The organism is Streptomyces caniferus (genome assembly GCF_009811555.1).
GTDB classification, from domain to species: Bacteria; Actinomycetota; Actinomycetes; order Streptomycetales; family Streptomycetaceae; genus Streptomyces; species Streptomyces caniferus.
The window spans coordinates 2,736,697-2,759,407 of record NZ_BLIN01000005.1 but is presented as its reverse complement, the minus strand read 5'-3'; the positions used below and the strand labels follow the sequence as shown (position 1 = coordinate 2,759,407).

At 71.0% G+C, this 22,711-nt stretch carries 19 protein-coding genes; 10 read left to right on the top strand and 9 right to left on the bottom strand.

Translation table 11 applies throughout. The annotated features are described in order from the left end of the window. Window position 1: 1 nt before the first annotated feature. Entirely contained in the window at window positions 2-1,027 is a 1,026-nt protein-coding gene (locus Scani_RS28660; protein WP_159480693.1) for an aldo/keto reductase, read from the top strand. Window positions 1,028-1,157: 130 nt separating this feature from the next. Here Scani_RS28660 and Scani_RS28655 read toward each other — a convergent pair whose 3' ends face one another. From Scani_RS28655 to Scani_RS28625, 7 genes are all read right to left on the bottom strand, one after another. Beyond that, window positions 1,158-2,396 (bottom strand): acyltransferase family protein, encoded by a 1,239-nt coding sequence (locus Scani_RS28655; RefSeq protein ID WP_159480692.1) that lies wholly within the window; start codon window positions 2,394-2,396, stop codon window positions 1,158-1,160. A 143-nt stretch (window positions 2,397-2,539) separates the two neighbouring features. Further along, a complete protein-coding gene (locus Scani_RS28650; RefSeq protein ID WP_159480691.1) occupies window positions 2,540-3,706 on the bottom strand; it encodes an alpha/beta hydrolase in 1,167 nt (388 codons plus the stop codon). A 197-nt stretch (window positions 3,707-3,903) separates the two neighbouring features. Next, entirely contained in the window at window positions 3,904-4,584 is a 681-nt protein-coding gene (locus Scani_RS28645; protein ID WP_159480690.1) for a response regulator, read from the bottom strand. Further along, complete coding sequence (locus Scani_RS28640; protein ID WP_159480689.1) at window positions 4,581-5,948, bottom strand: sensor histidine kinase; 1,368 nt, start codon at window positions 5,946-5,948, stop codon at window positions 4,581-4,583. The genes Scani_RS28645 and Scani_RS28640 overlap by 4 nt, the downstream gene beginning before the upstream one ends. 195 nt (window positions 5,949-6,143) lie before the next feature. After that, window positions 6,144-7,022 carry a DUF4429 domain-containing protein gene (locus tag Scani_RS28635; RefSeq protein ID WP_159480688.1) on the bottom strand — a complete coding sequence of 293 codons (879 nt, stop codon included), beginning with the start codon at window positions 7,020-7,022 and terminating at the stop codon, window positions 6,144-6,146. 207 nt (window positions 7,023-7,229) lie between these two features. Next, on the bottom strand, window positions 7,230-8,444 hold the full coding sequence (locus Scani_RS28630) for an alpha/beta hydrolase (protein ID WP_159480687.1): 1,215 nt from the start codon (window positions 8,442-8,444) through the stop codon (window positions 7,230-7,232). Window positions 8,445-8,754: 310 nt separating this feature from the next. After that, on the bottom strand, window positions 8,755-9,408 hold the full coding sequence (locus Scani_RS28625) for a TetR/AcrR family transcriptional regulator (protein ID WP_159480686.1): 654 nt from the start codon (window positions 9,406-9,408) through the stop codon (window positions 8,755-8,757). 115 nt (window positions 9,409-9,523) lie between these two features. Between Scani_RS28625 and Scani_RS28620 the strand changes: the two genes are divergently transcribed. After that, window positions 9,524-11,125: an MFS transporter gene (locus Scani_RS28620; protein WP_159480685.1), complete on the top strand. Its 1,602-nt coding sequence runs from the start codon at window positions 9,524-9,526 to the stop codon at window positions 11,123-11,125. Window positions 11,126-11,690: 565 nt separating this feature from the next. After that, complete coding sequence (locus Scani_RS28615) at window positions 11,691-12,107, top strand: peptidase inhibitor family I36 protein (RefSeq protein WP_159480684.1); 417 nt, start codon at window positions 11,691-11,693, stop codon at window positions 12,105-12,107. A gap of 122 nt (window positions 12,108-12,229) precedes the next feature. On the opposite strand, the gene aceE is transcribed toward Scani_RS28615, so the two are convergent. Then, window positions 12,230-14,962: a pyruvate dehydrogenase (acetyl-transferring), homodimeric type gene (aceE, locus tag Scani_RS28610; RefSeq protein WP_159480683.1), complete on the bottom strand. Its 2,733-nt coding sequence runs from the start codon at window positions 14,960-14,962 to the stop codon at window positions 12,230-12,232. A gap of 515 nt (window positions 14,963-15,477) precedes the next feature. Between aceE and Scani_RS28605 the strand changes: the two genes are divergently transcribed. The 6 genes from Scani_RS28605 (at window position 15,478) to Scani_RS28580 (ending at window position 20,059) form a co-directional block, all read left to right on the top strand. Beyond that, window positions 15,478-15,909: a DUF3052 domain-containing protein gene (locus Scani_RS28605; RefSeq protein WP_030081424.1), complete on the top strand. Its 432-nt coding sequence runs from the start codon at window positions 15,478-15,480 to the stop codon at window positions 15,907-15,909. Between the two features lie 148 nt (window positions 15,910-16,057). Beyond that, on the top strand, window positions 16,058-16,516 hold the full coding sequence (locus Scani_RS28600; RefSeq protein WP_030081426.1) for a peroxiredoxin: 459 nt from the start codon (window positions 16,058-16,060) through the stop codon (window positions 16,514-16,516). A gap of 171 nt (window positions 16,517-16,687) precedes the next feature. Further along, the gene (locus Scani_RS28595) at window positions 16,688-17,263 is read left to right on the top strand and encodes a TerD family protein (RefSeq protein ID WP_159480682.1); all 576 of its coding nucleotides are present in this window, start codon (window positions 16,688-16,690) and stop codon (window positions 17,261-17,263) included. Between the two features lie 195 nt (window positions 17,264-17,458). Then, complete coding sequence (locus Scani_RS28590) at window positions 17,459-18,034, top strand: TerD family protein (protein WP_159480681.1); 576 nt, start codon at window positions 17,459-17,461, stop codon at window positions 18,032-18,034. Between the two features lie 53 nt (window positions 18,035-18,087). Continuing rightward, on the top strand, window positions 18,088-19,218 hold the full coding sequence (locus Scani_RS28585) for a DUF475 domain-containing protein (RefSeq protein WP_159480680.1): 1,131 nt from the start codon (window positions 18,088-18,090) through the stop codon (window positions 19,216-19,218). Window positions 19,219-19,306: 88 nt separating this feature from the next. Further along, a complete protein-coding gene (locus Scani_RS28580) occupies window positions 19,307-20,059 on the top strand; it encodes a TerD family protein (RefSeq protein WP_174872761.1) in 753 nt (250 codons plus the stop codon). Between the two features lie 111 nt (window positions 20,060-20,170). Here the strand turns inward: Scani_RS28580 and Scani_RS28575 are convergent, their stop codons facing one another. Then, on the bottom strand, window positions 20,171-21,304 hold the full coding sequence (locus Scani_RS28575) for a TerD family protein (protein WP_159480678.1): 1,134 nt from the start codon (window positions 21,302-21,304) through the stop codon (window positions 20,171-20,173). Between the two features lie 218 nt (window positions 21,305-21,522). On the opposite strand from Scani_RS28575, the gene Scani_RS28570 reads away from it, so the two are divergent. Beyond that, on the top strand, window positions 21,523-22,695 hold the full coding sequence (locus tag Scani_RS28570) for an HpcH/HpaI aldolase/citrate lyase family protein (protein ID WP_159480677.1): 1,173 nt from the start codon (window positions 21,523-21,525) through the stop codon (window positions 22,693-22,695). Window positions 22,696-22,711 lie beyond the last annotated feature (16 nt).

Sequence of the window (22,711 nt, the reverse complement as noted above, 5' to 3'; positions counted from 1 at the left end):
CATGGGTAGCAACAAGATCGAGACGGTCGAGCTGGGCACCGGCGGACCGCGGGTCGGGGTGCAGGGCCTCGGCTGCATGGGCATGAGCTTCGCCTACGGCCCGACGGACGCCGACGAGGCGCGGGCCACGCTGGAGCGGGCCCTGGAGCTGGGCGTGACGCTCTTCGACACGGCCGACATGTACGGCGTGGGGGAGAACGAGAAGTTCATCGCCCCGTTCATCCAGGCGCACCGCGACGAGCTCGTGGTGGCCACCAAGTTCGCGATCGCCCCCGACCCGGACCACCCGTACGACCCGTCCAAGCGCGTCATCCGCAACGACCGGCCGTACATCCGCCAGGCCGTCGAGGGCAGCCTGCAGCGCCTGGGCGTCGAGCAGATCGACCTGTACTACATGCACCGGCGCGACGTGAACGTCCCGGTCGAGGAGTCGGTCGGCGCCATGGCCGAGCTGGTGGCCGAGGGCAAGGTCAAGCACCTGGGGCTGAGCGAGGTGACCGGGTCCGAGCTGCGCGCGGCGCAGGCCGTGCACCCGATCGCGGCCCTGCAGTCCGAGTGGTCGCTGTTCAGCCGGGACATCGAGGACGGCGTGGTGCAGGCCGCGGCCGAGCTCGGCGTCGGCGTGGTCCCGTACTCGCCGCTCGGCCGGGGCTTTCTGACCGGTGCGTTCGTGAGCGCCGACAAGGAGCTGACCTCGGACGACTTCCGGCGTACGCAGCCCCGCTTCACCGGCGACAACGCCGCCGCCAACGCCGCGCTGCTGGAGCCCGTCCGCAAGGTCGCCGACGCCCATGACGCGACGCCCGGCCAGATCGCGCTGGCCTGGGTGCAGCACCGGGCCACGGTCCACGGCGTCGCCGTCGTGCCGATCCCCGGCACCCGTAAGCGCAGCCGCGTCGAGGAGAACAGCGGGGCCACCCGGATCCGGCTGACCGAGCAGGACCTGGCGCTGCTGGAGCCGATCGCCGGGCAGGTCGCGGGGGCGCGGTACGCGGACATGACGCACACTTCCGCGGGACGCGAGTAGCAACGACGGGCGGGAAGAGCAACGACGGGGCGGGGCCGGACAGCGGCCCCGCCCTGTTGCGTTCCGCCCCGCCCCGAACGCGACGGGAAGTCAGAACCCGGCGAAGCACCCGCAGTCGGAACCCGGTGGGTCAGGCCAGCCGCAGTGCGAAGACGGCGAACCCGGCGGCCAGGAGTGCCGCGGCGGTCCGGTGGGCCCGGGTGACACCGGTCCAGGGCTCCTCGAAGCGGCGGGTGGTGCGGCCGATGAGGACCAGTGCCGCGGCGAACACCGGCAGCCAGGCGAGCCGGACGAGGAGCCAGCCGAGGGTGTCGGGGTGCGCGGTCAGCCCGGGTACCTCGCCCAGGAAGGACGCGGGCACGGCCGCCGAGAGCATCGCCGTCTGGTGCCAGCACAGGACCGTCATGGCCGAGAGGTTGACGACGGTGACCGGGGCCCACAGGGCGGGCCGGCGCAGCAGCCGGGCGAGCCGGTCGCGGAGCAGGACGGCGGCGCCGGACTGGGCCGCGGCCAGCGCCAGGACCAGCAGCGACGGCGGGTGGGAGTTCGTACGGCCCTGGCCGGGGACGCCGACCATGCTCGCCGGGTAGTGGAAGAACAGCAGCAGTGCGGCGAACAGCGCGACGCCCCCGAGCAGCAGCGTCCGGGCGGCGCGCCCGCCGAGCCGCCGCTCGCCCCAGGCCACCCCGAGCTGATAGGCGAACAGCCAGCCGGGCAGGAGGTTGAGCAGGCTGAGCCACGACGGCATGACGTCGGCGAACGGCCCGTAGCGCAGGAAGTCCACCGTCGCCACGGAAGCCGCCAGCGGCGCCGCGGTCCAGGCGCCCCACCGCCGGGCGGCCCGCACGCAGTACGGCGTCAGCGCGGTGACCGCCGCATACACGCCGACGAACCACAGCGGCTGGATCACCAGCGTCGCCCCGGTCCGCAGCGTCGCCTCCGGCACTCCCAGGCCGTACAGGACGGGGAGCAGCATCGCCCACACGGCCGTCACACCGAGCACCGGGCGGCCCAGCCGGGCGATCCGGCCGCGCAGCCAGCGCCCGGCGGGCTCGCCCCGCTCGGTGGCGCGCCGCAGGGACAGCACCGACGCATGGCCGCCGACCAGGAAGAAGATGCCGAGCATCTGCAGCACCCAACTGGCGGGCGCCAGCGCGCCCAAGGCGGTCAGCGGGCTGGTGTTGTGCAGTGCGCCGTCGGCGTCGCGGGTGAAGCCCCCGACCAGCCAGTGGCCGAGGGGCACCCCGAGCAGCGCCAGCGCGCGCAGCCCGTCGAGGGCGCGGTCGCGGTCCGCGGGCGTGCGGTCCTCGATGGTGCGGACCGTCTTGTGGGCGGCTTCTCTGAGAGGCGCGAGGAAGGCGATGTCCATGAGGCGTCCTTGAGTCCTGGGGCCGAAGGGTGAGGGGCGGTGGCGCGAGCAGGAGCGAACAAGGGGGCGGCGCGGCGGCCGGAGCGGTCGGCAAGCCCGCCGGCCCGCCGGCCCGCCGGCCCGGCATCCCGGGCGGCCCGGCGTCAGCGCACGGCGCCGTAGCGGCCCAGCACGACGGCCGCGAAGTTCCGGAGGGAGTCCGTACCGGGGGCGAGGTAGCCGGTGTGGCCCTCGGCGCGCCGGGCGGAGACCCGGTGGGCGCCGAAGGCGGGGTCGGTGGGATCGGCGCCGTGGCCCAGGCCGAACAGTTCGACGTTCGGGACGTCACCGATCCAGTCGGTCGCGTCCCGCGCCGCCCAGACCCGGGCCGAGGTGCGCAGCTCCGCCACGTTGTCCCGGCGGACACCGGGGGAGCCGAAGAGGATCAGGTCGGCGAGGTCGCCACGGTCCGCCCGCGCCACGGCCAGCCCGCAGACCACCGAGCCGTAGCTGTGGCACAACACGGCCGGGGCCGGGGCCCCGACGGCGGCCAGGCCGGACAGGAAGCGGGCCAGCCGCGGCGCGCCGGCATCGGCGAGCCGGCCGGTCATGGCGTCCGGCCCGACGCCGACGGGTGTGGTGTATCCGGCCCAGGCGATGACCGCGGTACGGGTCCCGGGCGCATCGGCGGTCAGACGGGTCCGCAGCGACCTGGCCATGCCGGCCGGTGTGCCGTACGGGTCCCTGGCGCGGTCGAAGGAGCCCAGGTCGATGTCCGAGCCGGGCACGATCACGGCGGTGCGCTCGGCGGTCGCCAAGTCGCCGTACACCTCGGCCACTTGGCCGCGGCCGCGGGGATCGAAGGCGAGGATGTGCCGGCCGGGGGAGAGCAGCGAGGCGCAGCGCGCGGCCGCCTTCCTGGCCTGCTGATGGTCCTGGCGGGTGCCGGCCGGATCGGTGGCGCGGGCCAGCTGCCGGTCCCGTTCCGCGGTCAGCGCACGGGAGTTGGCGGCATACCGCACGGCGGGCGGCACCCCGTCGAGGTTGCCGACGGTGAGCGGGTGCCGGGCCACCAGCGCCCGCCGCTGCCCGTCGGTCAGCGCGGCGAAGAAGCGGGCGACCTCGGCGGGGCGTGCGGTCGCCGGATCCGGCAGCCGGAGACCGAGGGAGTGGTCGGCCCGCCAGACGGCGGCGCCGGGCGCCGGGCCCGTGACGGCGCTCTGCGCGGTGCCGGCCGCCCAGCCGCCCGTGCCGGCGGCCACGGTCAGTGCGAGCGCGGCCCCGATGAGCGTGCGCCGGCCGCGTCGAGCGACGGTTCGCAGCCTGGACATGGTGGTGTCTCCCTCTCCCGTTGGTGTGACGGAGGGAAACGTAGGAAGAAGGTGTATGACGCAGCGTCACACCGCGGAGCCAACTGCCGGGTGATACCCCGGTAGGGGGGAGGGACTTGTCTCGTCCTCCAGGAGGAGCGGCGGCGGAACGGGACGTCGGGGGAGGGGCGCCGGTCACGGGAGCGGCGCCCGCGGGGCTACTGCTCCCCGGGCGAGACCAGCCCCGACTCGTACGCGAAGATCACGGCCTGGGCGCGGTCGCGCAGCGCCAACTTGGCGAGCACCCGGCTGACATGGGTCTTCACGGTCTGCTCGGCGACGATCAGGGCCTCGGCGATCTCCTGGTTCGACAGGCCGCGGGCGACCAGCTCCAGGACCTCCGTCTCCCGCGGGGTGAGGCCCTTCAGCCCGAGCGCGGCCCGGCCCTTGCGGGGCGCCGGCCACCGGCGGGCGAAATCGGCTATCAGCCGCCGGGTCACGGACGGGGCGAGCAGGGCCTCCCCGCCGGCCACGACCCGGACCGCGGAGATCAGATCGCCCGGCGGCGCGTCCTTGAGCAGGAACCCGGACGCGCCCGCGCGCAGCGCCTCGTAGACGTAGTCGTCGACGTCGAAAGTGGTCAGCATCAGCACCTTCGGGCGATGGACCACACCGGGGGGCGGATCGAGCAACTGCCGAGCCGCCTCCAGCCCGTCCATCTCCGGCATCCGGACGTCCATCAGCACCACATCGGGGTGCGTGCGGCGGCTCAGCTGCACGCCCTGCACCCCGTCCGGCGCATCGCCCACCACCTCGATGTCGCTCTGCGCGGCGAGCAGCGCGGCGAAGCCCGCGCGCACCATGGCCTGGTCGTCGACGATGATCACGCGCGTGCTCATACGGAGTCGGAGTCCTTCGGTGAAAGGGGAGCCGCGGGGGCGGGCGATGGTGAGAGGGGGAGCCGGGCCGCGACCCGGAACCCGCCGTCGGGGAGCGGCCCGGTGTCGAGCGCACCGTCCACCAGCCGCACCCGTTCCCGCATGCCGATCAGGCCATGACCGGTGCCGGAGGTCTCCAGCGGCGCGGACGGCGCGGGCGGCGGGGAGTTGACGACCAGAACGGTCAGCAGGGAGCCGTCCGCCGCCGTGGTCACCGACACCCGGGTCCGTGCCCCCGGGGCATGCCGTACGACGTTGGCCAGCGCCTCCTGCACGATGCGGTACGCCGACAGATCCACCGCCGGTTCGAGCGGCAAGGGGCCCTCGGGCAGCGACAACTCCACCGGCACACCTGCCCGTACGGTCCCCTCGACCAGCTTCGGCAGCATCCCGACACCGGGCTGCGGGGTCTTCGCCGGGCCGCCGTGCCGCTCCGACTCCTCGCTGCGCAGCACCCCGAGCAGCCGGCGCATCTCGGCCAGGGACTCCCGGGCGGTCGCCGCGATCGACCCGAACTCCTCCTCGGCCTCCCGGGGGATTCCGCTGATGCGGTAAGCGGCGCTGTCGGCCTGGACCGTGATCACCGACATGTGATGGGCGACGACGTCGTGCAGCTCGCGGGCGATGCGGGTGCGCTCCTCCAGCAGCGTCCGACGGGCGCGCTCGGCCTCGTTGATGGTCTCCTGCTCGATCAGCTTCCGCTGGGCGTCGCCGCGTTCCCGCAGGGTGGCGCCCATCATCAGCACCACCCCGGCGAGGACGAACAGCAGCACCCAGGTGCCCTCGCTCCGGTCCGGGGTCCACGGTTCGAAGAGGATGCCCGCCAGGCCGGTCGTCAGCCAGACGGCGATCAGGGTGCGGCCGCGCTCGCGCAGCGACAGCGCCACCATCAGCGCGAGATAGCCGACGATCGCCGTGGGCGGCCAGGGCCAGGCGCGCTCCGCGACGCCGTTCGCGCCGATGAGCGCCATGGCACAGAGGATGTCCGCCGCGAAGATCACCCACCAGGCCTGCAGCGGCCGGGTCACCGCGAGCAGCAGCGGTGCGGTCTGCGCGGTGGCCAGTGCGCCGGACAGTCCGCCGTCCAGGCCGTAGTCGTGGCTGAGGACGTTGATGGTCGTGGGCAGCAGGGACACCGCGAAGGCGAACGCGACGAGATACGGCAGCCGGCGCAGCCAGACGCTCCGGACGCCGCCGAAGAGCGGGGTGCCGGGTTCGGTCGGCGTGCCGAGCTCGACGGCGAGGAGGTGCAGCGCCTGCCGTACGGCGCGCAGCACCCGTCGACGGGTCGGTTCGCGCGGGGGGAGGGAAGAGGGTCGGGTCATCGCGCCTCCATCCAAGCGGAGTACGGCGGCTGCGGCGTCATACCAGGGTCCGGACTTCCGCCCCCTACCACGGTATGAGTCCCCGGCACCCGCAACCGGGCCCGCGCCCCCGGCCGCACGAGTCCGCGAGGGCATCGGGAGCCCCGGCAACTCTTGGTGCCCCCGGGGCTCTTGGGGCCCTTGGGCCCGGAGCCCCTAGAGCTCCGCCAGCAGCTCGGCCTTCTTCGCACTGAACTCGTCGTCGGTCAGCAGCCCGGCCCCGTGCAGTTCGCCGAGGTGCCGTATCCGGTCCGCGATGTCGGCGGGGTCCCGGCGCGCGTCCCCGGTCCGGCGGCACGGTTCGCCCTCCGGCGTGTCCTGCGCCGGCTCGGCGGCGCGTACGGCCTGCAGCACGGCGGCCGCGAACGGCAGCGACTCGTGCACGGGGCCGTACCCCAGTCCGAACACCACCGCGGCCGGATCCTGGTCCGCCTCGCCCGCCCCCGGCTCGCGCGCACCGCGCTCCAGCAGCCGCAGATAGCCGTTGAGGATCTCCGGCGACCGCCACTCGACCCCGGTCAGCTCGCCGACCGGGAAGGTCTGGTCGCCGCACTTCCACTTCGCCGAGGAGGCGCCCGTCCAGAACCACCGGAAGGCGACCGAGCGGCCGTCGAAGGAGGCCTTCCCGTCGTACGCCTTGAAGTGCAGCGGGGGCTCCGGAGCGGCCACCAGGTGCCGGTCGGCTCGCTCCTTGGCATCGGGGCCGAGGACCGCGCGCAGCTCGTCGGCGTAGTACTCGGCCAGCGTCTCGCGCTCGGCCGGGAGCACCAGCCGGTACGGATCGGCGTCCTCCTTGAGCTGTCCGTCCGCCGCCTCCATCAGAGGATCGGCGCCGGGCCGGGGCACGGCATGCAGCACCACCGTGCCGCGTCTGCCCTCGGACACCTCGACGGAGCTCAGCGCCTCGTACGGAATGCGTCGCTCGCCGAGCGCCTGGAACAGCTTCGGCTTACGGATCCCCCGTTCGAAGCGGATGAGTACGGAGTCCGTGTCGAACTCCCAGACGGCATGAAAACCGGCCAGCACATCACCCATGCGGCTCATCGTATGCGGGCGGTTGCCCGCCCGTCCCCCTTCCGGACACCTCGGGGGCGTCTGCCGCAGCTACGCGCGTCACTCCGGCCCCCCGCTCCGTTCCCTGCCTGGTGGACGTCGCCGGTGCCGGGTGCGGTTCCCGCAGGCACGGCCCGTCCCCGGGCGCCGGGCCGTGCCTGCGGAACCGGCCGTGCGGCCCGGTGGCCCTCAGGCCAGGTCCGAGCTGCAGTGCGGATCGTCGGAGGCGCAGGAGACCGTGCTGGTCGCGCCGACCCCCACGAGGGCGAAGTTGCGCAGGCTGCGGGTGCCGGGCGCGAAGTAGCCGGCGTGGCCGACGGCGCCGTCGGCCGACAGGACCCGTGAGCCGAAGGACGGGTCGACGGGGTCGGCGCCGTGGCCGAGCCCGCCGACCTCCAGGTAGGGCACGTCCTGGATCCAGTCGTCGGCATCCCGCATGGCCCAGACGCGGGCGTGGGTGCCCAGTCCGGAGAGGCTGCCGGCCCGCATGCCGGGGCTGCCGGCCACCGCGATGTCCTCGACGTTGGACGGCAGGTCACGGGCCGCGACGCCGCACACCACGGAGCCGTAGCTGTGGCAGAACAGCGAGACGGCGTCGGAGGAGGGCAGCGAGTCCACCAGGGCGCGCAGCCGGACCGCGCCGGCCGCCGCGAGCTTGCCGGTGGCGGCCTCGACGCCCATCCCGGCCGGCGAGGTGTAGTCGGCCCAGGCGATCACGGCGGTACGGGTGCCGGGCCGGGCCTCGCGCTCCGCGCCGTAGAGGGACCGCGCCATGCCGACGGGGGCGGTGGTCGCCCGCGCGGTGCGCTCGAAGGTCGACAGGTTGGTGTCCACGCCGGGCACCACGACCGAGACCCGCTGCGCCGCCGGGAGGTTGCCGAAGACCTCGGCGGCCCGGCCGTCACCGGCCGGGTCGAAGGCCAGGATCTGCCGGGCGGGACTCATCATCGAGGCGAAGCGGTGCATCAGCCGGCCCGCTTCCTGGCGGCCGACGGGGGTGAGCCGACGGTCGCCCATCCGCTGCTTCTCCAGGGCACGGGCGTCGTCGAGCGCCATCCGGTTGGCGCGGTACCGCAGCGGTACGGGGGCACCGTTCATATTGCCCACGACCAGCGGATAGCGGCGGGCGAGCTGCTGCTTCTCGGCGCCGGTGAGCTTGGTGAAGAAGGTGCGGAGCCTGGCCGGCGACGCCTCGGGGTCGGGCAGCGGGTGGCCGTGGAAGGTGGCGTGCTGCCAGGCGGTCCTGGCGGTGGCCAGCGGGTTGGCGTCTCCCTTGGTGCCTCTGACGGCCGTCCAGCCGGTCAGCGCAAGCATCACGAACACCACCGCCAGGGCGAGTGCGGCGCGCAACGCGGAGGACTGGAGGAAACCGGAGGAGGGGCCGAGGCCCGGGAAAGAAGTCACCGCGGGCCACCCTAGGAGACGCGGCAGCGTGCTCGCTGTGACCGTGAGTGAGATCACGTTTCACAGTGGGTATTTCGACCAAACCGGACACATGTCGCCCGTTTTCGGTGCTCAGTCGTGCATACGCGGACTCAGGAGGGGTTCGGAGGGGTCGCGTAAAGATGGGTGGTAGTTACAGGGAGTAGGGAGTGGCGGGGGGTGTGTGGTCGGCTGGATCGCGTCGGTCCGGCCGGGCTGCCCGTCCGTCCGCCGGATGCCGCGCGCGGGTTGCCGGGCCCGTCTCCTCGGCGGGGTGCCGTGCGGGCTGCGCTCAGCCCGTCCGCCAGTCGTCGTCCATCGCCGGCCCGATGTGGTCCAGGTACGACTGGGTCAGCTCCCGGATGGCCTCCACGCTGCAGTCCTGCCCCTCGCCCCACACCTTGCCGGCCACCCTCATCACCCCGCTGAACGCGGCGACCAGCACCCGCGGCCGCGGGTCGGCATCGACGTCCAGTCCCTCGCGCCGGGCGATCAGCCGCGCTATCTCCTCCTCCAGTTCGGAGGAGCGCCGCAGATGCGCGGCGACCAGTGCGGGCGTCGACTCGATCATTTGGTACGAGCGCATGTGCAGCTCCACCGGGATCACCGACTCGATGGCGCTGCCGATGTCGTCCCAGGCCACCATCACGGCGCTGCGCAGGGCGGTGAGCGGCGCCTCCGCCGCGGGCCGCGCGTGCAGCTCGTCGAGGAAGCGGGCCTCGACCATCTCCTGGACGGCGAAGGCGACGTCCTCCTTGTTGGCGAAGTAGCGGAAGTACGTCCGCTGGGAGACGTCCACCGCCTCCGCGATCTCGTCGATCGTCGTCGCCTCGTACCCCTGCTCGGTGAACAGTTCGAGCGCCGCGCGGATCAGGGCGTCGCGGGTGCGCTGCTTCTTGCGTTCCCGTAGGCCCGCGGGTGCCGTATGCGGCGTCGGGGTCGCCATCCTGAGCCGCCTTTCCACGGTGTTATCGCTGCTCAGGTTACCTGTGAGCCAGATGACAGTTACCGACTCATGAATTGCTTTGTCAACTGTCAGTGGCTGACATTAGCCTCGTTGTATGAGTTCTCAGACCCCGGTTGCCGTCGCTGCGCCGGACCTTCCCGCACCGGAGCCCCGAAAGGGGCTGCGCGGCCATCCGTGGCTGACCCTCTTCTCCGTCGCCATCGGCGTCATGATGGTCGCCCTGGACGGCACGATCGTCGCCATCGCCAACCCGGCCATCAAGGAAGATCTCGGCGCCTCGCTCGCCGACGTGCAGTGGATCACCAACGGCTACATGCTCGCGCTGGCCGTCTCGCTGATCACGGCCGGCAAGCTCGGTGACCGCTTCGGGCACCGCCAGACCTTCCTCATCGGCATCCTCGGCTTCGCCGCCGCCTCCGGCGCCATCGGGTTCTCCCACGAGGTCGCGCTGGTCATCACCTTCCGCGTCCTGCAGGGCCTGTTCGGCGCGCTGCTGATGCCCGCCGCGCTGGGACTGCTGCGCGCCACCTTCCCGGCCGAGAAGCTCAATATGGCGATCGGCATCTGGGGCATGGTCATCGGCGCCTCCACCGCCGGCGGCCCGATAGTCGGCGGACTGCTGGTCGAGCACGTCAACTGGCAGTCCGTGTTCTTCATCAACGTCCCGGTCGGTGTGCTGGCGCTGGTCCTCGGCCTGGTGATCCTCAAGGACCACCGCGCGGAGAACGCCCCGCGCTCGTTCGACATCCCGGGCATCGTGCTGCTCTCCGGAGCGATGTTCTGCCTCATCTGGCCGCTGATCAAGGCGTCGGCATGGGGCTGGGGCGACAAGAAGACCTGGGGCTTCCTGATCGCCGCGGTGGTCCTCTTCGCGCTGTTCGCCGTCCTGGAGACCAAGGTCCGCGAACCGCTCATCCCGCTGCGGATGTTCCGCTCCGTGCCGCTGACCGCCGGCACGGTCCTGATGGTGCTGATGGCCTTCGCGTTCATGGGCGGCCTGTTCTTCGTGACGTTCTACCTCCAGAACGTCCACGGCATGACCCCCGTCGACAGCGGTCTGCACCTCCTCCCGCTCACGGGCATGATGATCGTCGGCTCGCCGCTCGCCGGCGCCCTGATCACCAAGTTCGGCCCGCGCATTCCGCTGGTCGGCGGCATGGTCCTCACCGCCGTCGCCATGTACGGCATGTCCGGCCTCGACACGGACAGCAGCACCGGCCCGATGTCCCTCTGGTTCGCGCTGCTCGGGCTGGGCCTCGCGCCCGTCATGGTCGGTGCCACCGAGGTCATCGTCGGCAACGCCCCGCTGGAGCTCTCCGGCGTCGCCGGCGGCCTCCAGCAGGCCGCGATGCAGGTCGGCGGCAGCCTCGGCACGGCCGTCCTCGGCGCGGTGATGGCCTCCCGCGTGGACAACGAACTCCCGGGCAACTGGAAGTCGGCCGGCCTGCCGCCGGTCCCGCCCGCGAAGGCGTCCCAGCTGTCCGACGCGGTCTCGGCCGGTATCGCCCCGGTCCCGAAGGGCACCCCGCCGGAGTTCGCCCAGAAGATCGCCTCCGTCGCGCACGACACCTTCGTGTCCGGCATGGGCCTGGCCTTCACGGTCGCCTGCGGTGTGGCGGTCCTCGCCGCCATCGTCGCCGTCTTCACCAAGCGCGGCACGAACGCCGAGGCGGGCGCGGGCGTCGGCCACATCTGACCCGGTCCCGGCCGTACGGCGCACGGTCCGCGGCGCGGGGCAGGTCCCCCGGCCGCGACCTGCGACCGCCATCCACCACCACGTGCGGCGCCCGGCGCGCGGCAGGCTGAGGCTCGTCCTCGGCCGGCCGCGCGCCGTTGCGCGGGCGCCGTCAACGGCGGGCGTCAACCGCCCGTCCCGGACCGTTCCCGGCCCCTCCCGCCGTGCGACCGGCGGGAGTTGACCACCTCCGGAGGGCCGAATCCCTCATCCGGATGAGCCGCCGCGGGAACCGAAGGGGGCACCGGCCTCCTCCGGGGGCGTCGGGTACCGCCCGAACCCCGGCAGGCCATGGGGCGAACGGTTTCCGCACCGGGTCCCGCCGGCCCGTCCCACGTCAACGCCGCGCACCGGACGCCCCGCTCCCGGCCCTTCCGGCTGTCCACATACCTGATCCGGGTGGCCGTGCCGCCACGGCCTTGGCAACCGCGCCGCGCCCTCGCGAAGCTCGACACCGCAGCACCCGCCGCGGGCAGTCCGCCCACGCCGGGACGCCATCGTCGTACTCCACGGGGGAGAGATTCCTATGCGTCTGCGTCCGCGTACGTCCCACACCACCGCGCTCCTCACCGGCCTCGCCGCGCTCGCCACGGCCCTCGCGCTCCCGCCCGCCCTCGGCACCCCGGCCGCGCAGGCGACCCCCGGCGGCCGCGGCGCAGCCTCGGGCCACTGCGCGGCCGGACAGTTGTGCCTCTGGCCGCAGGCCGACTTCGGCGGCACCCGGCGGACCTACGAGCTGTCGGACACCGACATCGAGAGCTGCACCCCGCTGCCCAAGGGGACCAGTGCCGCCGCACTCGCCAACCGCACCGGCCGGCCGGTCACCACCTACCAGAGCGCCGAGTGCGCCGAGACCGCCGAGTTCAACACCTATCCGGGCGGCGGCACCTGGGTGCCCCGATCCCCGTACCAGGTAAGGGCGTTCAAGGTATGGGAACGCTGAACGGGCCGCACCGCCGCACCCGCCCCGCGCACCGGCGCTGCGCAGCACAGCGCCCCCCGACCGGCGGAGAACGCTGGTCGGGGGGCGCGGCGCAAGCGGTGCGGCCGTCGGCCGCGGAGGGGTCAGGCGTCGCCGCCGGCCTCACCCGCATCGGCGGCCGAGACGTCCAGGAGCTGGTAGCGGTCGATCGCCTGCTTCAGCAGCGACCGGTCGACCTTGCCCTCCTTGGCGAGCTCGGTGAGCACGCCGAGGACGATGGACTGTGGGTCGATGTGGAAGAAGCGACGGGCCGCGCCACGGGTGTCGGCGAAGCCGAAGCCGTCGGCGCCCAGCGACTGGTACGTGCCGGGAACCCAGCGCGCGATCTGGTCGGGAACCGCCCGCATCCAGTCCGAGACCGCGACCTTCGGACCCTCGGCGCCCTGGAGCTTCTGCGTCACGTACGGGACGCGCTGCTCCTCCTCCGGGTGCAGGAGGTTGTGCTCCTCGATCTCCACCGCGTCGCGGCGCAGCTCGTTCCAGGACGTCGCCGACCAGACATCGGCCTTGACGTTCCACTCGTCCGCGAGGATCTGCTGGGCCTCGACCGCCCACGGCACTGCGACACCCGAGGCGAGGATCTGGGCCGCGTGCTCGCCCTTCTCACCGGCGCTGACGCGGTGCAGACCCTTGAGGATGCCCTCGACGTCGGCGTCGGCCGGCTCCGCCGGGTGCTGGATCGGCTCGTTGTAGACGGTCAGGTAGTAGAAGATGTCCTCGGCGTTCTCGCCGTACATCCGCCGCAGACCGTCCTTGACGATGTGCGCGATCTCGTAGCCGTAGGCCGGGTCGTAGGCGACACAGGCCGGGTTCGTCGAGGCCAGCAGCTGGGAGTGGCCGTCGGCGTGCTGCAGGCCCTCACCGGTCAGCGTCGTCCGGCCCGCGGTCGCGCCGAGCACGAAGCCGCGCGCGAGCTGGTCGGCCATCTGCCAGAACTGGTCGCCGGTGCGCTGGAAGCCGAACATCGAGTAGAAGACGTAGACCGGGATCAGCGGCTCGCCGTGCGTCGCGTAGGCGGAGCCCGCCGCGATCAGCGAAGCGGTGCAGCCCGCCTCGGTGATGCCGTCGTGCAGCATCTGGCCGGTCGGCGACTCCTTGTAGGCAAGGAGAAGTTCGCGGTCGACCGACTCGTACTGCTGGCCCAGCGGGTTGTAGATCTTGGCCGACGGGAAGAAGGCGTCCATGCCGAAGGTGCGGTACTCGTCGGGCGCGATCGGCACGAAGCGCTTGCCGATCTCCTTGTCCCGCATGAGGTCCTTCAGCACACGGACGAACGCCATGGTCGTGGCGATCTTCTGCTGCCCCGAGCCCTTCTTGGCGCCCGCGTAGGCCTTGTCGTCCGGCAGTTTCAGCGGCTCGGCGCGCACGACACGGGTGGGCACATAGCCCCCCAGGCTCTTGCGGCGGTCGTGCATGTACTGGATCTCTTCGGAGTCGCGACCCGGGTGGTAGTACGGCGGCACGCCGTCCTCCAGGTCCTTGTCCGGGATCGGCAGGTGCAGCCGGTCACGGAAGCCCTTGAGGTCCGCGACCGTCAGCTTCTTCATCTGGTGGGTCGCGTTGCGGCCCTCGAAGTTCGGGCCGAGCGTCCAGCCCTTGACGGTCTGCGCCAGGATCACCGTCGGCTGGCCCTTGTGGGCCTTCGCCGCCGCATACGCCGCGTAGATCTTCTTGTGGTCGTGACCGCCGCGGCCCAGGTGCAGGATCTGGTCGTCGGTCATGTTCTCGACCATCGCGCGCAGCCGCTGGTCGTCACCGAAGAAGTGCTCGCGGATGTACGCACCGGTCTCGGTGGCGTACGTCTGGAACTGACCGTCGGGGGTGCTGTTGAGCTTGTTGACCAGGATGCCGTCGCGGTCCTGCGCGAGCAGCGGGTCCCAGCTGCGGTCCCACACCAGCTTGATGACGTTCCAGCCGGCACCGCGGAACTGCGACTCCAGCTCCTGCATGATCTTGCCGTTGCCGCGGACCGGGCCGTCGAGGCGCTGCAGGTTGCAGTTGACGACGAAGGTCAGGTTGTCCAGGCCCTCACGGGCGGCGATGGACAGCTGGCCGAGCGACTCGGGCTCGTCCATCTCGCCGTCGCCGAGGTAGGCCCAGACGTGCGACTTGGAGGTGTCGGCGATACCGCGCGCCTCCATGTAGCGGTTCATCCGCGCCTGGTAGATCGCGCCGAGCGGGCCGAGGCCCATCGAGACGGTCGGGAACTCCCAGAAGTCCGGCATCAGCCGCGGGTGCGGGTAGCTGGACAGACCGTTGGGAGCCTTGGACTTCTCCTGGCGGAAGGCGTCGAGCTGCCCCTCGGACAGTCGGTCCAGGAGGTACGCACGGGCGTAGACACCGGGCGACGCATGGCCCTGGAAGAAGATCTGGTCGCCGCCGTCGCCCTCGTCCTTGCCCCGGAAGAAGTGGTTGAAGCCCACGTCGTAGAGGGAGGCGGAGGAGGCGAAGGTGGCGATGTGACCGCCGACGCCGATGCCCGGACGCTGGGCGCGCGAGACCATGACGGCGGCGTTCCACCGGGTCGCGTTCAGAACCTTGCGCTCGATCTCCTCGTTGCCGGGGAAGAACGGCTCGTTCTTGGTCGCGATGGTGTTGATGTAGTCCGTGCTGCGCATCTCGGGCACGGCCACCCGCTTCTCGCGCGCGCGCTCGATCAGGCGGAGCATGAGGTAGCGAGCACGTTCCCGTCCCCGCTCGTCGACGGCTGCGTCGAGCGAGTCGAGCCACTCCTGGGTCTCTTCGGGATCGAAGTCCGGGACCTGGCTGGGAAGGCCGCCAATGATGATCGGGTTTCGATCGGATCCGGAAGCCACGCTGTTCCTTCGTGTTCGGTTCGTTTCGTGCTCTGCAAGGTATTGATGCTGTGCACGGGACGAATGCTGTCGCTGCCTTGGTGTCGCGCCGTCTTCCATCGTGTACCGAGCCACAGGGATACGTCACCTCTACCGATGGGTAACCATCCGTAGAGAGATGGCGCTGAAAAGGCCGATTTCTCGCGTCGGCCAAATCGCAACCATACGCCCATGTCGAAAGTGCTTCGCGTACGGACGTGCGGACCCCGAAATCGGGTCCGCAAGCGACCGCTGCCCCCCGAAGGGACCAGTCCCGCGCGAGTACCCGATAAACTTCACAGAAAGCTGTGGCGTGAATCACTCGGGCCCGGCCTGCGGGGGTCGTGCTTGCGGCGAGACGCCTCGAAACGTCACCGTTTCGGCGGTCTGGACCGCCGGGTACTTGCGCGATCCGCCCGGCCCGTGTGGACTACGCCCAATGCTCCGCGCACGCGCGGGGTCCCCGAGCATTTCCGAAACATGACAGGAGGCAATCCGTGAGCGCGACCGCGGACCACGCGGAGGAGCGGACCAACCCTGCCGCCAGGCTGGGGTTCGAGCCCGGACAGGTGGTCCAGGAGATCGGATACGACGACGACGTCGATCAGGATCTCCGCGAAGGCATTGAGACCGTGATCGGCCAGGATCTCGTCGACGAGGACTACGACGACGTGTGTGACGTCGTTCTGCTGTGGTTCCGCGACGAGGACGGCGACCTCACGGACGCGCTGGTGGACGCCATCGGGCTGATCGACGAGGGCGGGCAGATCTGGCTGCTGACCCCGAAGACCGGCCGCGACGGGTACGTCGAGCCGAGCGACATCAATGAGGCCGCGCAGACCGCGGGTCTGTCCCAGACCAAGAGCATCAACGCGGGCAAGGACTGGGCCGGCAGCCGGCTGGTCACGCCCAAGGCCGGAAAGCGCTGAGCCGCACCGTCTCATCGTTCGCCACCGAGCCCCCTCCGGCCTGTTCCGGAGGGGGCTCGGCCCTGTTCAGGACAGGTTCCCCGCATGTGCACCCCGGCGCGTAGGGTTGGTCGCGTCCTGTTGCGAGTGAGCGGAAGGGAAGCACCCCATGGCGATCGAGGTCGGCACGAAGGCTCCGGATTTCGAGCTGAAGAACCAGCACGGCGAGCTGGTCAAGCTCTCCGACTTCCGCGGCGAGAAGGCCGTCGTCCTCCTCTTCTACCCCTTCGCCTTCACCGGTGTCTGCACCGGCGAGCTCTGCGCGCTCCGTGACGAGCTGCCGAAGTTCGTCAACGACGACGTCCAGCTGCTGGCCGTCTCCAACGACTCCCCGTTCTCGCTGCGCGTCTTCGCCGAGCAGGAGGGGCTGGAGTACCCGCTGCTGTCGGACTTCTGGCCGCACGGCGAGGCCTCGCGGGCGTACGGCGTCTTCGACGAGGAGAAGGGCTGCGCGGTGCGCGGCACGTTCATCATCGACAAGGAGGGCGTGGTGCGCTGGACGGTCGTCAACGGCCTGCCCGACGCCCGCGACCTGAACGAGTACGCCAAGGCGCTCGACACCCTCTGAGGGGGCGCGCTCTCCCCGGCGTCGCCTGCGCCCACCGGCCGAATCCGCACGGATCCAGGTGCGAGATCTGCAATCGGTGGGAACCGGTCACTAGGATCAATTCGTTGATCCGATGCCATGCACGATGGGGGCGCAAATCTTTACGTACCCCTCGAATCTATGGGAGGACTCGTGGGAGTCAGCCTCAGCAAGGGCGGCAACGTCTCGCTGACGAAGGAAGCCCCCAATCTGACCGCCGTCGTCGTCGGTCTGGGCTGGGACGCGCGTACGACCACCGGTACGGACTTCGACCTGGACGCCAGTGCCCTGCTGACGAACGACCAGGGCAAGGTGGCCAACGACCAGAACTTCGTGTTCTTCAACAACCTGAAGAGCCCCGACGGTTCGGTCGAGCACACCGGCGACAACATCACCGGTGAGGGTGAAGGCGACGACGAGCAGATCAAGGTGAATCTGGCCGGCGTGCCGGCCGATGTCTCCAAGATCGTTTTCCCGGTGTCGATCTATGACGCCGAGACCCGTCAGCAGAGCTTCGGCCAGGTCCGCAACGCCTTCATCCGCGTGGTCAACCAGGCCGACAACAACGAGCTGGCGCGCTACGACCTGAGCGAGGACGCCTCGACCGAGACCGCCATGGTCTTCGGCGAGCTGTACCGCAACGGCGCCGAGTGGAAGTTCCGGGCCATCGGCCAGGGCTACGCCTCGGGGCTGCGCGGCATCGCCCAGGACTTCGGCGTCAACGTCTGATCGACGGGATCCGGCCGGATCCGCCATCTGATCGTCGACGTCCGGCCCGGCGGCCGCCGCAGCGGCTGCCGGGCCGAGAACGACGGCGTCCGGCGCCGTACGCCCCTGCCCGGGGACGTACGGCGCCGGACGCGCATCAAGGGACACGGGCCGCGCCGGGCACGGCCCGCACCGACACCGGGGAGGAAGCGAAGGATGAGCGTCACGCTTGCCAAGGGGGGAAATGTCTCCCTGTCCAAGGCCGCTCCGAATCTCACGCAGATCATGGTCGGCCTCGGCTGGGACGCGCGGTCCACGACCGGCGCGCCCTTCGACCTCGACGCCAGCGCGCTGCTGTGCCAGTCGGGCCGGGTGCTGGGGGACGAGTACTTCGTCTTCTACAACAACCTCAAGAGCCCCGAGGGCTCCGTCGAGCACACCGGCGACAATCTCACCGGTGAGGGGGAGGGCGACGACGAGTCGGTTCTGGTCGATCTCTCGCAGGTGCCCGAACAGGTCGACAAGATCGTTTTTCCGGTCTCGATCCATGACGCCGATGCGCGCGGCCAGAGCTTCGGCCAGGTCAGCAATGCCTTTATCCGCATCGTCAATCAGGCCGACGGCAGCGAACTCGCCCGCTACGACCTCAGCGAGGACGCCTCGGGCGAAACCGCAATGATCTTCGGTGAGGTGTACCGCTACAACGGCGAATGGAAGTTCCGGGCAGTAGGGCAGGGGTACGCGTCGGGTCTGCGGGGCATCGCTCTAGACTTCGGGGTCAACGTTTCGTAAAGCGCCGCGCGCTGCGCGCGGGGGACCCCATACAGCGAGGGATTGGGTAGGCAGTGCTCCTGAAAACCTTTGGCTGGTCGTTCGCCATCACGGTGATAGGCCTCGCCTTGGCGGGCGTGCTCTGGGGGTGGCAGGGGCTGGCGATTGTCGGGATCCTGTCCATCCTCGAGATCTCGCTCTCGTTCGACAACGCCGTCATCAACGCGGGCATCCTGCGCAAGATGAACGCCTTCTGGCAGAAGATCTTCCTCACCTTCGGCATCCTCATCGCCGTGTTCGGCATGCGGCTGGTGTTCCCGGTCGTCATTGTCGCGATCACCGCGAAGCTGGGCCCGATCGAGGCGGTCAACCTCGCCATCCACGACAAGGCGCAATACCAGGAACTGGTCACCAGCGCGCACCCGGCCATCGCGGCCTTCGGCGGAATCTTCCTGCTGATGATCTTCCTCGACTTCATATTCGAGGACCGCGACTACAAGTGGCTGTCCTGGATCGAGAAGCCCATGGCCAAGATGGGCAAGCTCGACATGCTGTCGGTCATCATCGCGCTGGTCGTCCTGCTGGTGACCGCGATGACGGTGGCCACCGACGCCGCGCACGGCGCCGGTGACAAGAGCGCCACGGTCCTGCTGTCCGGCGTCGCGGGCCTGATCACGTACCTCGTCGTCGGCGGCATCTCCGGCTACTTCGAGGACAAGCTCGAGGACGACGAGGACGACGAGGACGAAGAGGGGGCGGCGGCCCCCGCGACGAAGGGCACCGGCGCGGCCGTGGGCCTGGCCGGCAAGGCCGCGTTCTTCATGTTCCTCTACCTCGAGGTCATCGACGCGTCCTTCTCGTTCGACGGCGTGATCGGCGCCTTCGCCATCACCAACGACATCTTCATGATGGCGCTGGGTCTGGGCATCGGCGCGATGTACATCCGTTCGCTGACGGTCTTCCTGGTCCGCAAGGGGACCCTGGACGACTACGTCTACCTGGAGCACGGCGCCCACTACGCGATCGGCGCGCTGGCCGTCATCCTGCTCCTCACGATCAAGTACGAGATCCCCGAGGTCGTCACCGGCCTGGTGGGCATCGCACTGATCGGCCTCTCCTTCGCCTCGTCGGTGATCAGGAACCGGCGCGACGGCAGGCCCGGCGACACCTCGGGAACACCGTCGGAAGTCACCTCCGGAGTGTGACGCGACGCTGATTGAGGAACGCTCTCTGCGGGGCGGCCCGAGGTGCGGACCTCGGGCCGCCCCGCGGTAATTGGGGCCGAGCGATGGGGTGGGCAAGGTGTCGTTCCTGGGGTATCTGCGGCGCGGTGGCGCTGCGAAGTTCGACTTCGACAGCGGCGGCGCGTCGTACGTCGTCGAGCTGACGAAGCGGAATCCGGTCGTCTCACTGACCAAGCAGGGCGCGGCCAGCGGGCATCTGCGGGTCAATCTGCACTGGCAGATGCGGCCGTCGGACCTTCATGAACGGAGCGGGCAGGGCAGGGGCGGTCTGCTGCGGCATCCGGGCAAGCTGTTCAAGCCCGAGATAGTGCAGGCGCAGGGGCCGGCCGTGGTCAACGTCGACCTGGACCTGGCCTGTCTGTACGAGCTCAAGGACGGCACCAAGGGCGTGGTGCAGCCGCTGGGCAACTTCCTCGGCGACCTCAACGCCCCGCCCTTCGTGAAGCTCAGCGGCGACGACCGCTTCGGATCGGGGTCCGGCGAGACGCTCTACATCAACCTCGACCACCGCGACGAGATCAAGCGCATGCTGCTCTTCGTCTACATCTACGACGGAACGCCCGCGTTCGACCGTACGCATGCGGTCGTGACGCTCTACCCGAGCAGCGGACCGCGGGTCGAGGTCAAGCTGGACGAGCGCGCGCCACAGGCCCGTTCCTGCGCCATCTTCATGCTCGAGAACGTCAAGGGCGAGCTGACGGTGCGCCGCGAGGTGAAGTACGTCTACGGCTTCCAGGCGGAGCTCGACCGGCTGTACGGCTGGGGGCTCCAGTGGGGGCGGGGCTACAAGACGAACGCATGAGCCGGCCGTGCGGCGGCCCGCCGGCGCTGCGGGCCGCTCGTTCCACGGCCCGCCCGCCCCGGGCCCTGCCCGGGGCTCGCCGAGGCCGGCGGGGACCTCCGCCGGAGCGCGCTAACGCCGCTGGAACTGCGGTCCCTGGGGCGGCAGGACGAAGGACGGGTCCGGCACGAAGGGCTGCTGCATCGGGTAGCCGTAGGTCGAGGCGGGCGGTTGCTGCGGAGCGCCGTACGGCGACGGTGGCGGCTGCTGGGGCTGGTACTGGGGCGGCGGGCCCGGGTAGCCGTAGGCGGGCTGGGCCGGCGGCTGGGCCGGCGGCGGCGGAACGTTCTGGGGGTAGCCGTAGCCGCCGCTCGTGGGCGGCGTCCCCGGCGCCTGGGACGACGGCAGCGGTGCGGACGAGAACGGCTCCGGCATGGCGTCCGGCACATGCTGGGTGACCGCGTCCGGGTCCGACGCCAGAGGGGCCTGCGGGTCCGCGGCGGACGGGGGGCCGGAGGCTTCCTCGGGCCAGGTGCTGGGCGGCGGGGTCGCGGAGGCGGCGGGGGCGGTCGTCGCCGGGCCGGGGGCGTTCTGCGGGGCCGGGTCGGCGGTCGGCGCGGGCTCCGGGGCGGGGGGCGTCGGCGCCTGGGACGCCGGTGCTTCCGATGCCGGGGCCTCGGACCGCGGTGTCTCCGCGGCCGGCGAGCCGTCGGCGGCCGCTTCGTTCTCGTCGACCGAGATCCCGAACTCGGTGGCCAGACCGACCAGGCCGCTCTCGTAGCCCTGCCCCAGCGCGCGGAACTTCCAGGTGTCGGCGCGGCGGTACAACTCCCCGCAGATCAGGGCCGTCTCGTCGCCCGTCTCGGGCACCACGTCGAAGACCGCGAGCGGCTCGCCGTCGCTCGCCGCCGCGTCGTACAGCAGGACCCGCAGGTCCGTGACGCCCGCGAAGGCGCCGCCGTCCGACGACGCGGCCAGCACGACCCGGTCCACCGACGCGTCCAGCGCCGACAGATCCGCCTCGATCGTGTCGGTCAGGCTCTCCTCGACCCGGGTCTTGGGCAGGTGCCGCACCAGGCCGCTGGGGTGCCGCGGTTGGTTGTAGAAGACGAAGTCCTCGTCGGATTGCACGCGCCCCTCGGGCCCCACCAGCAGGGCCGAGGCGTCGACATCAGGGACACCTGCACCGGGAGTCCAGCGCAGGACGGCCCGGACGGCCGTGGCGTCGAGGGGTACGTTCGACCCTTTCAACATCGCGTGCGTCATGCCGCAATCCTGCCTTCCCGGAGGTCGCAGCGACAACGCGGGGGGCCACGAGCCGTTCCCGGGCCGCGATCGCGGACACCCGGGCGCCTCGTGGGGGTTACGTGTTTTTCATGCACGCGGGAACTAACCGGGCCCCCACACACGTACGATTACCGGCTGGATCCAGACAGCGAGACGCAGCGGGGGTGCCCGGGTCCCGCATGTATACGGGGAGTTGTATGCGTCACTTTGGGCACCTTCCGCCCGACATCCGGAAGACACTGTTCCACCAGGAGCCGGTGGAGTTCACCGCGGACTCCCCGGCCCGCACGCTCGCGGTCGCCCTGGGAGCCACGCTCTACAGCCCCGCCACCCGCCCCCGGCTCGCCGCCGATGTCGTCAAGCAGGCCGCACTCGGCGTGAAGTCCATGGTGCTGTGCCTCGAGGACTCCATAAGCGACGGGGATGTCGAGGCCGGCGAGGAGAACCTCGTGCGGCAGCTCGGCCTTCTCGAGGAGGCCGCCGCCGCGGGCACCGACCTGCCGCTGCTGTTCATCCGCGTCCGCGCTCCCGAGCAGATTCCGGATCTGGTGCGCCGGATGGGCGCCGCCGTGCACAGGCTGTCCGGATTCGTACTTCCGAAGTTCACCGAGGAGCGTGGCGTCCCGTTCCTCGAAGCGCTGACCGCCGCCGAGGCCGACTGCGTACGACGGCTGTTCGCGATGCCCGTGCTGGAATCACCGCAGCTGCTGCATCTGGAGAGCCGCGCCGAGACCCTTCAGGGCATCGCCCGGACCGTGGACAAGTACCGGGACCGGGTGCTTGCCCTGCGGCTCGGCGTCACGGACTTCTGCTCCGCCTACGGACTGCGCAGAGCCCCCGATATGACGGCGTACGACGTGCAGCTCGTCGCCTCCGTGATCGCCGACGTGGTGAACGTGCTGGGACGGGCGGACGGCACGGGCTTCACGGTCACCGGCCCGGTGTGGGAGTACTTCCGGCTGCAGGAGCGGATGTTCAAGCCGCAGCTGCGCCGCAGCCCCTTCCTCGGACGCGCCGAGGAACTGCGCACCGCCCTGATCGAGCACGACATGGACGGCCTGCTGCGGGAGATCGAACTCGACCGCGCCAACGGTCTGCAGGGCAAGACCTGCATTCACCCCTCGCACGTCGCGCCGGTGCACGCCCTCTCGGTCGTCAGCCATGAGGAGTTCAGCGACGCGGTCGACATCCTGCGGCCCGAACGGGGCGACGGCGGGGTGTTGCGCTCCGCCTATACGAACAAGATGAACGAGGTGAAGCCGCACCGCGCCTGGGCCGAGCGGACCCTGCTGCGCGCCGAGGCGTTCGGGGTGGCCCGGGAGGGCATCGGGTTCGTGGAGCTGCTGACGGCGAGCCTGCCGCAGACCTGACCCGCGGTGCACCTGT

Coding starts and splice junctions, on each gene's coding strand:
- Scani_RS28660 (WP_159480693.1), top strand. CDS start 2: ATGGGTAGCAACAAGATCGAGACGGTCGAGCTGGGCACCGGCGGACCG.
- Scani_RS28655 (WP_159480692.1), bottom strand. CDS start 2,396: ATGGACATCGCCTTCCTCGCGCCTCTCAGAGAAGCCGCCCACAAGACG.
- Scani_RS28650 (WP_159480691.1), bottom strand. CDS start 3,706: ATGTCCAGGCTGCGAACCGTCGCTCGACGCGGCCGGCGCACGCTCATC.
- Scani_RS28645 (WP_159480690.1), bottom strand. CDS start 4,584: ATGAGCACGCGCGTGATCATCGTCGACGACCAGGCCATGGTGCGCGCG.
- Scani_RS28640 (WP_159480689.1), bottom strand. CDS start 5,948: ATGACCCGACCCTCTTCCCTCCCCCCGCGCGAACCGACCCGTCGACGG.
- Scani_RS28635 (WP_159480688.1), bottom strand. CDS start 7,022: ATGGGTGATGTGCTGGCCGGTTTTCATGCCGTCTGGGAGTTCGACACG.
- Scani_RS28625 (WP_159480686.1), bottom strand. CDS start 9,408: ATGGCGACCCCGACGCCGCATACGGCACCCGCGGGCCTACGGGAACGC.
- Scani_RS28620 (WP_159480685.1), top strand. CDS start 9,524: ATGAGTTCTCAGACCCCGGTTGCCGTCGCTGCGCCGGACCTTCCCGCA.
- Scani_RS28615 (WP_159480684.1), top strand. CDS start 11,691: ATGCGTCTGCGTCCGCGTACGTCCCACACCACCGCGCTCCTCACCGGC.
- Scani_RS28600 (WP_030081426.1), top strand. CDS start 16,058: ATGGCGATCGAGGTCGGCACGAAGGCTCCGGATTTCGAGCTGAAGAAC.
- Scani_RS28590 (WP_159480681.1), top strand. CDS start 17,459: ATGAGCGTCACGCTTGCCAAGGGGGGAAATGTCTCCCTGTCCAAGGCC.
- Scani_RS28575 (WP_159480678.1), bottom strand. CDS start 21,304: ATGACGCACGCGATGTTGAAAGGGTCGAACGTACCCCTCGACGCCACG.
- Scani_RS28570 (WP_159480677.1), top strand. CDS start 21,523: ATGCGTCACTTTGGGCACCTTCCGCCCGACATCCGGAAGACACTGTTC.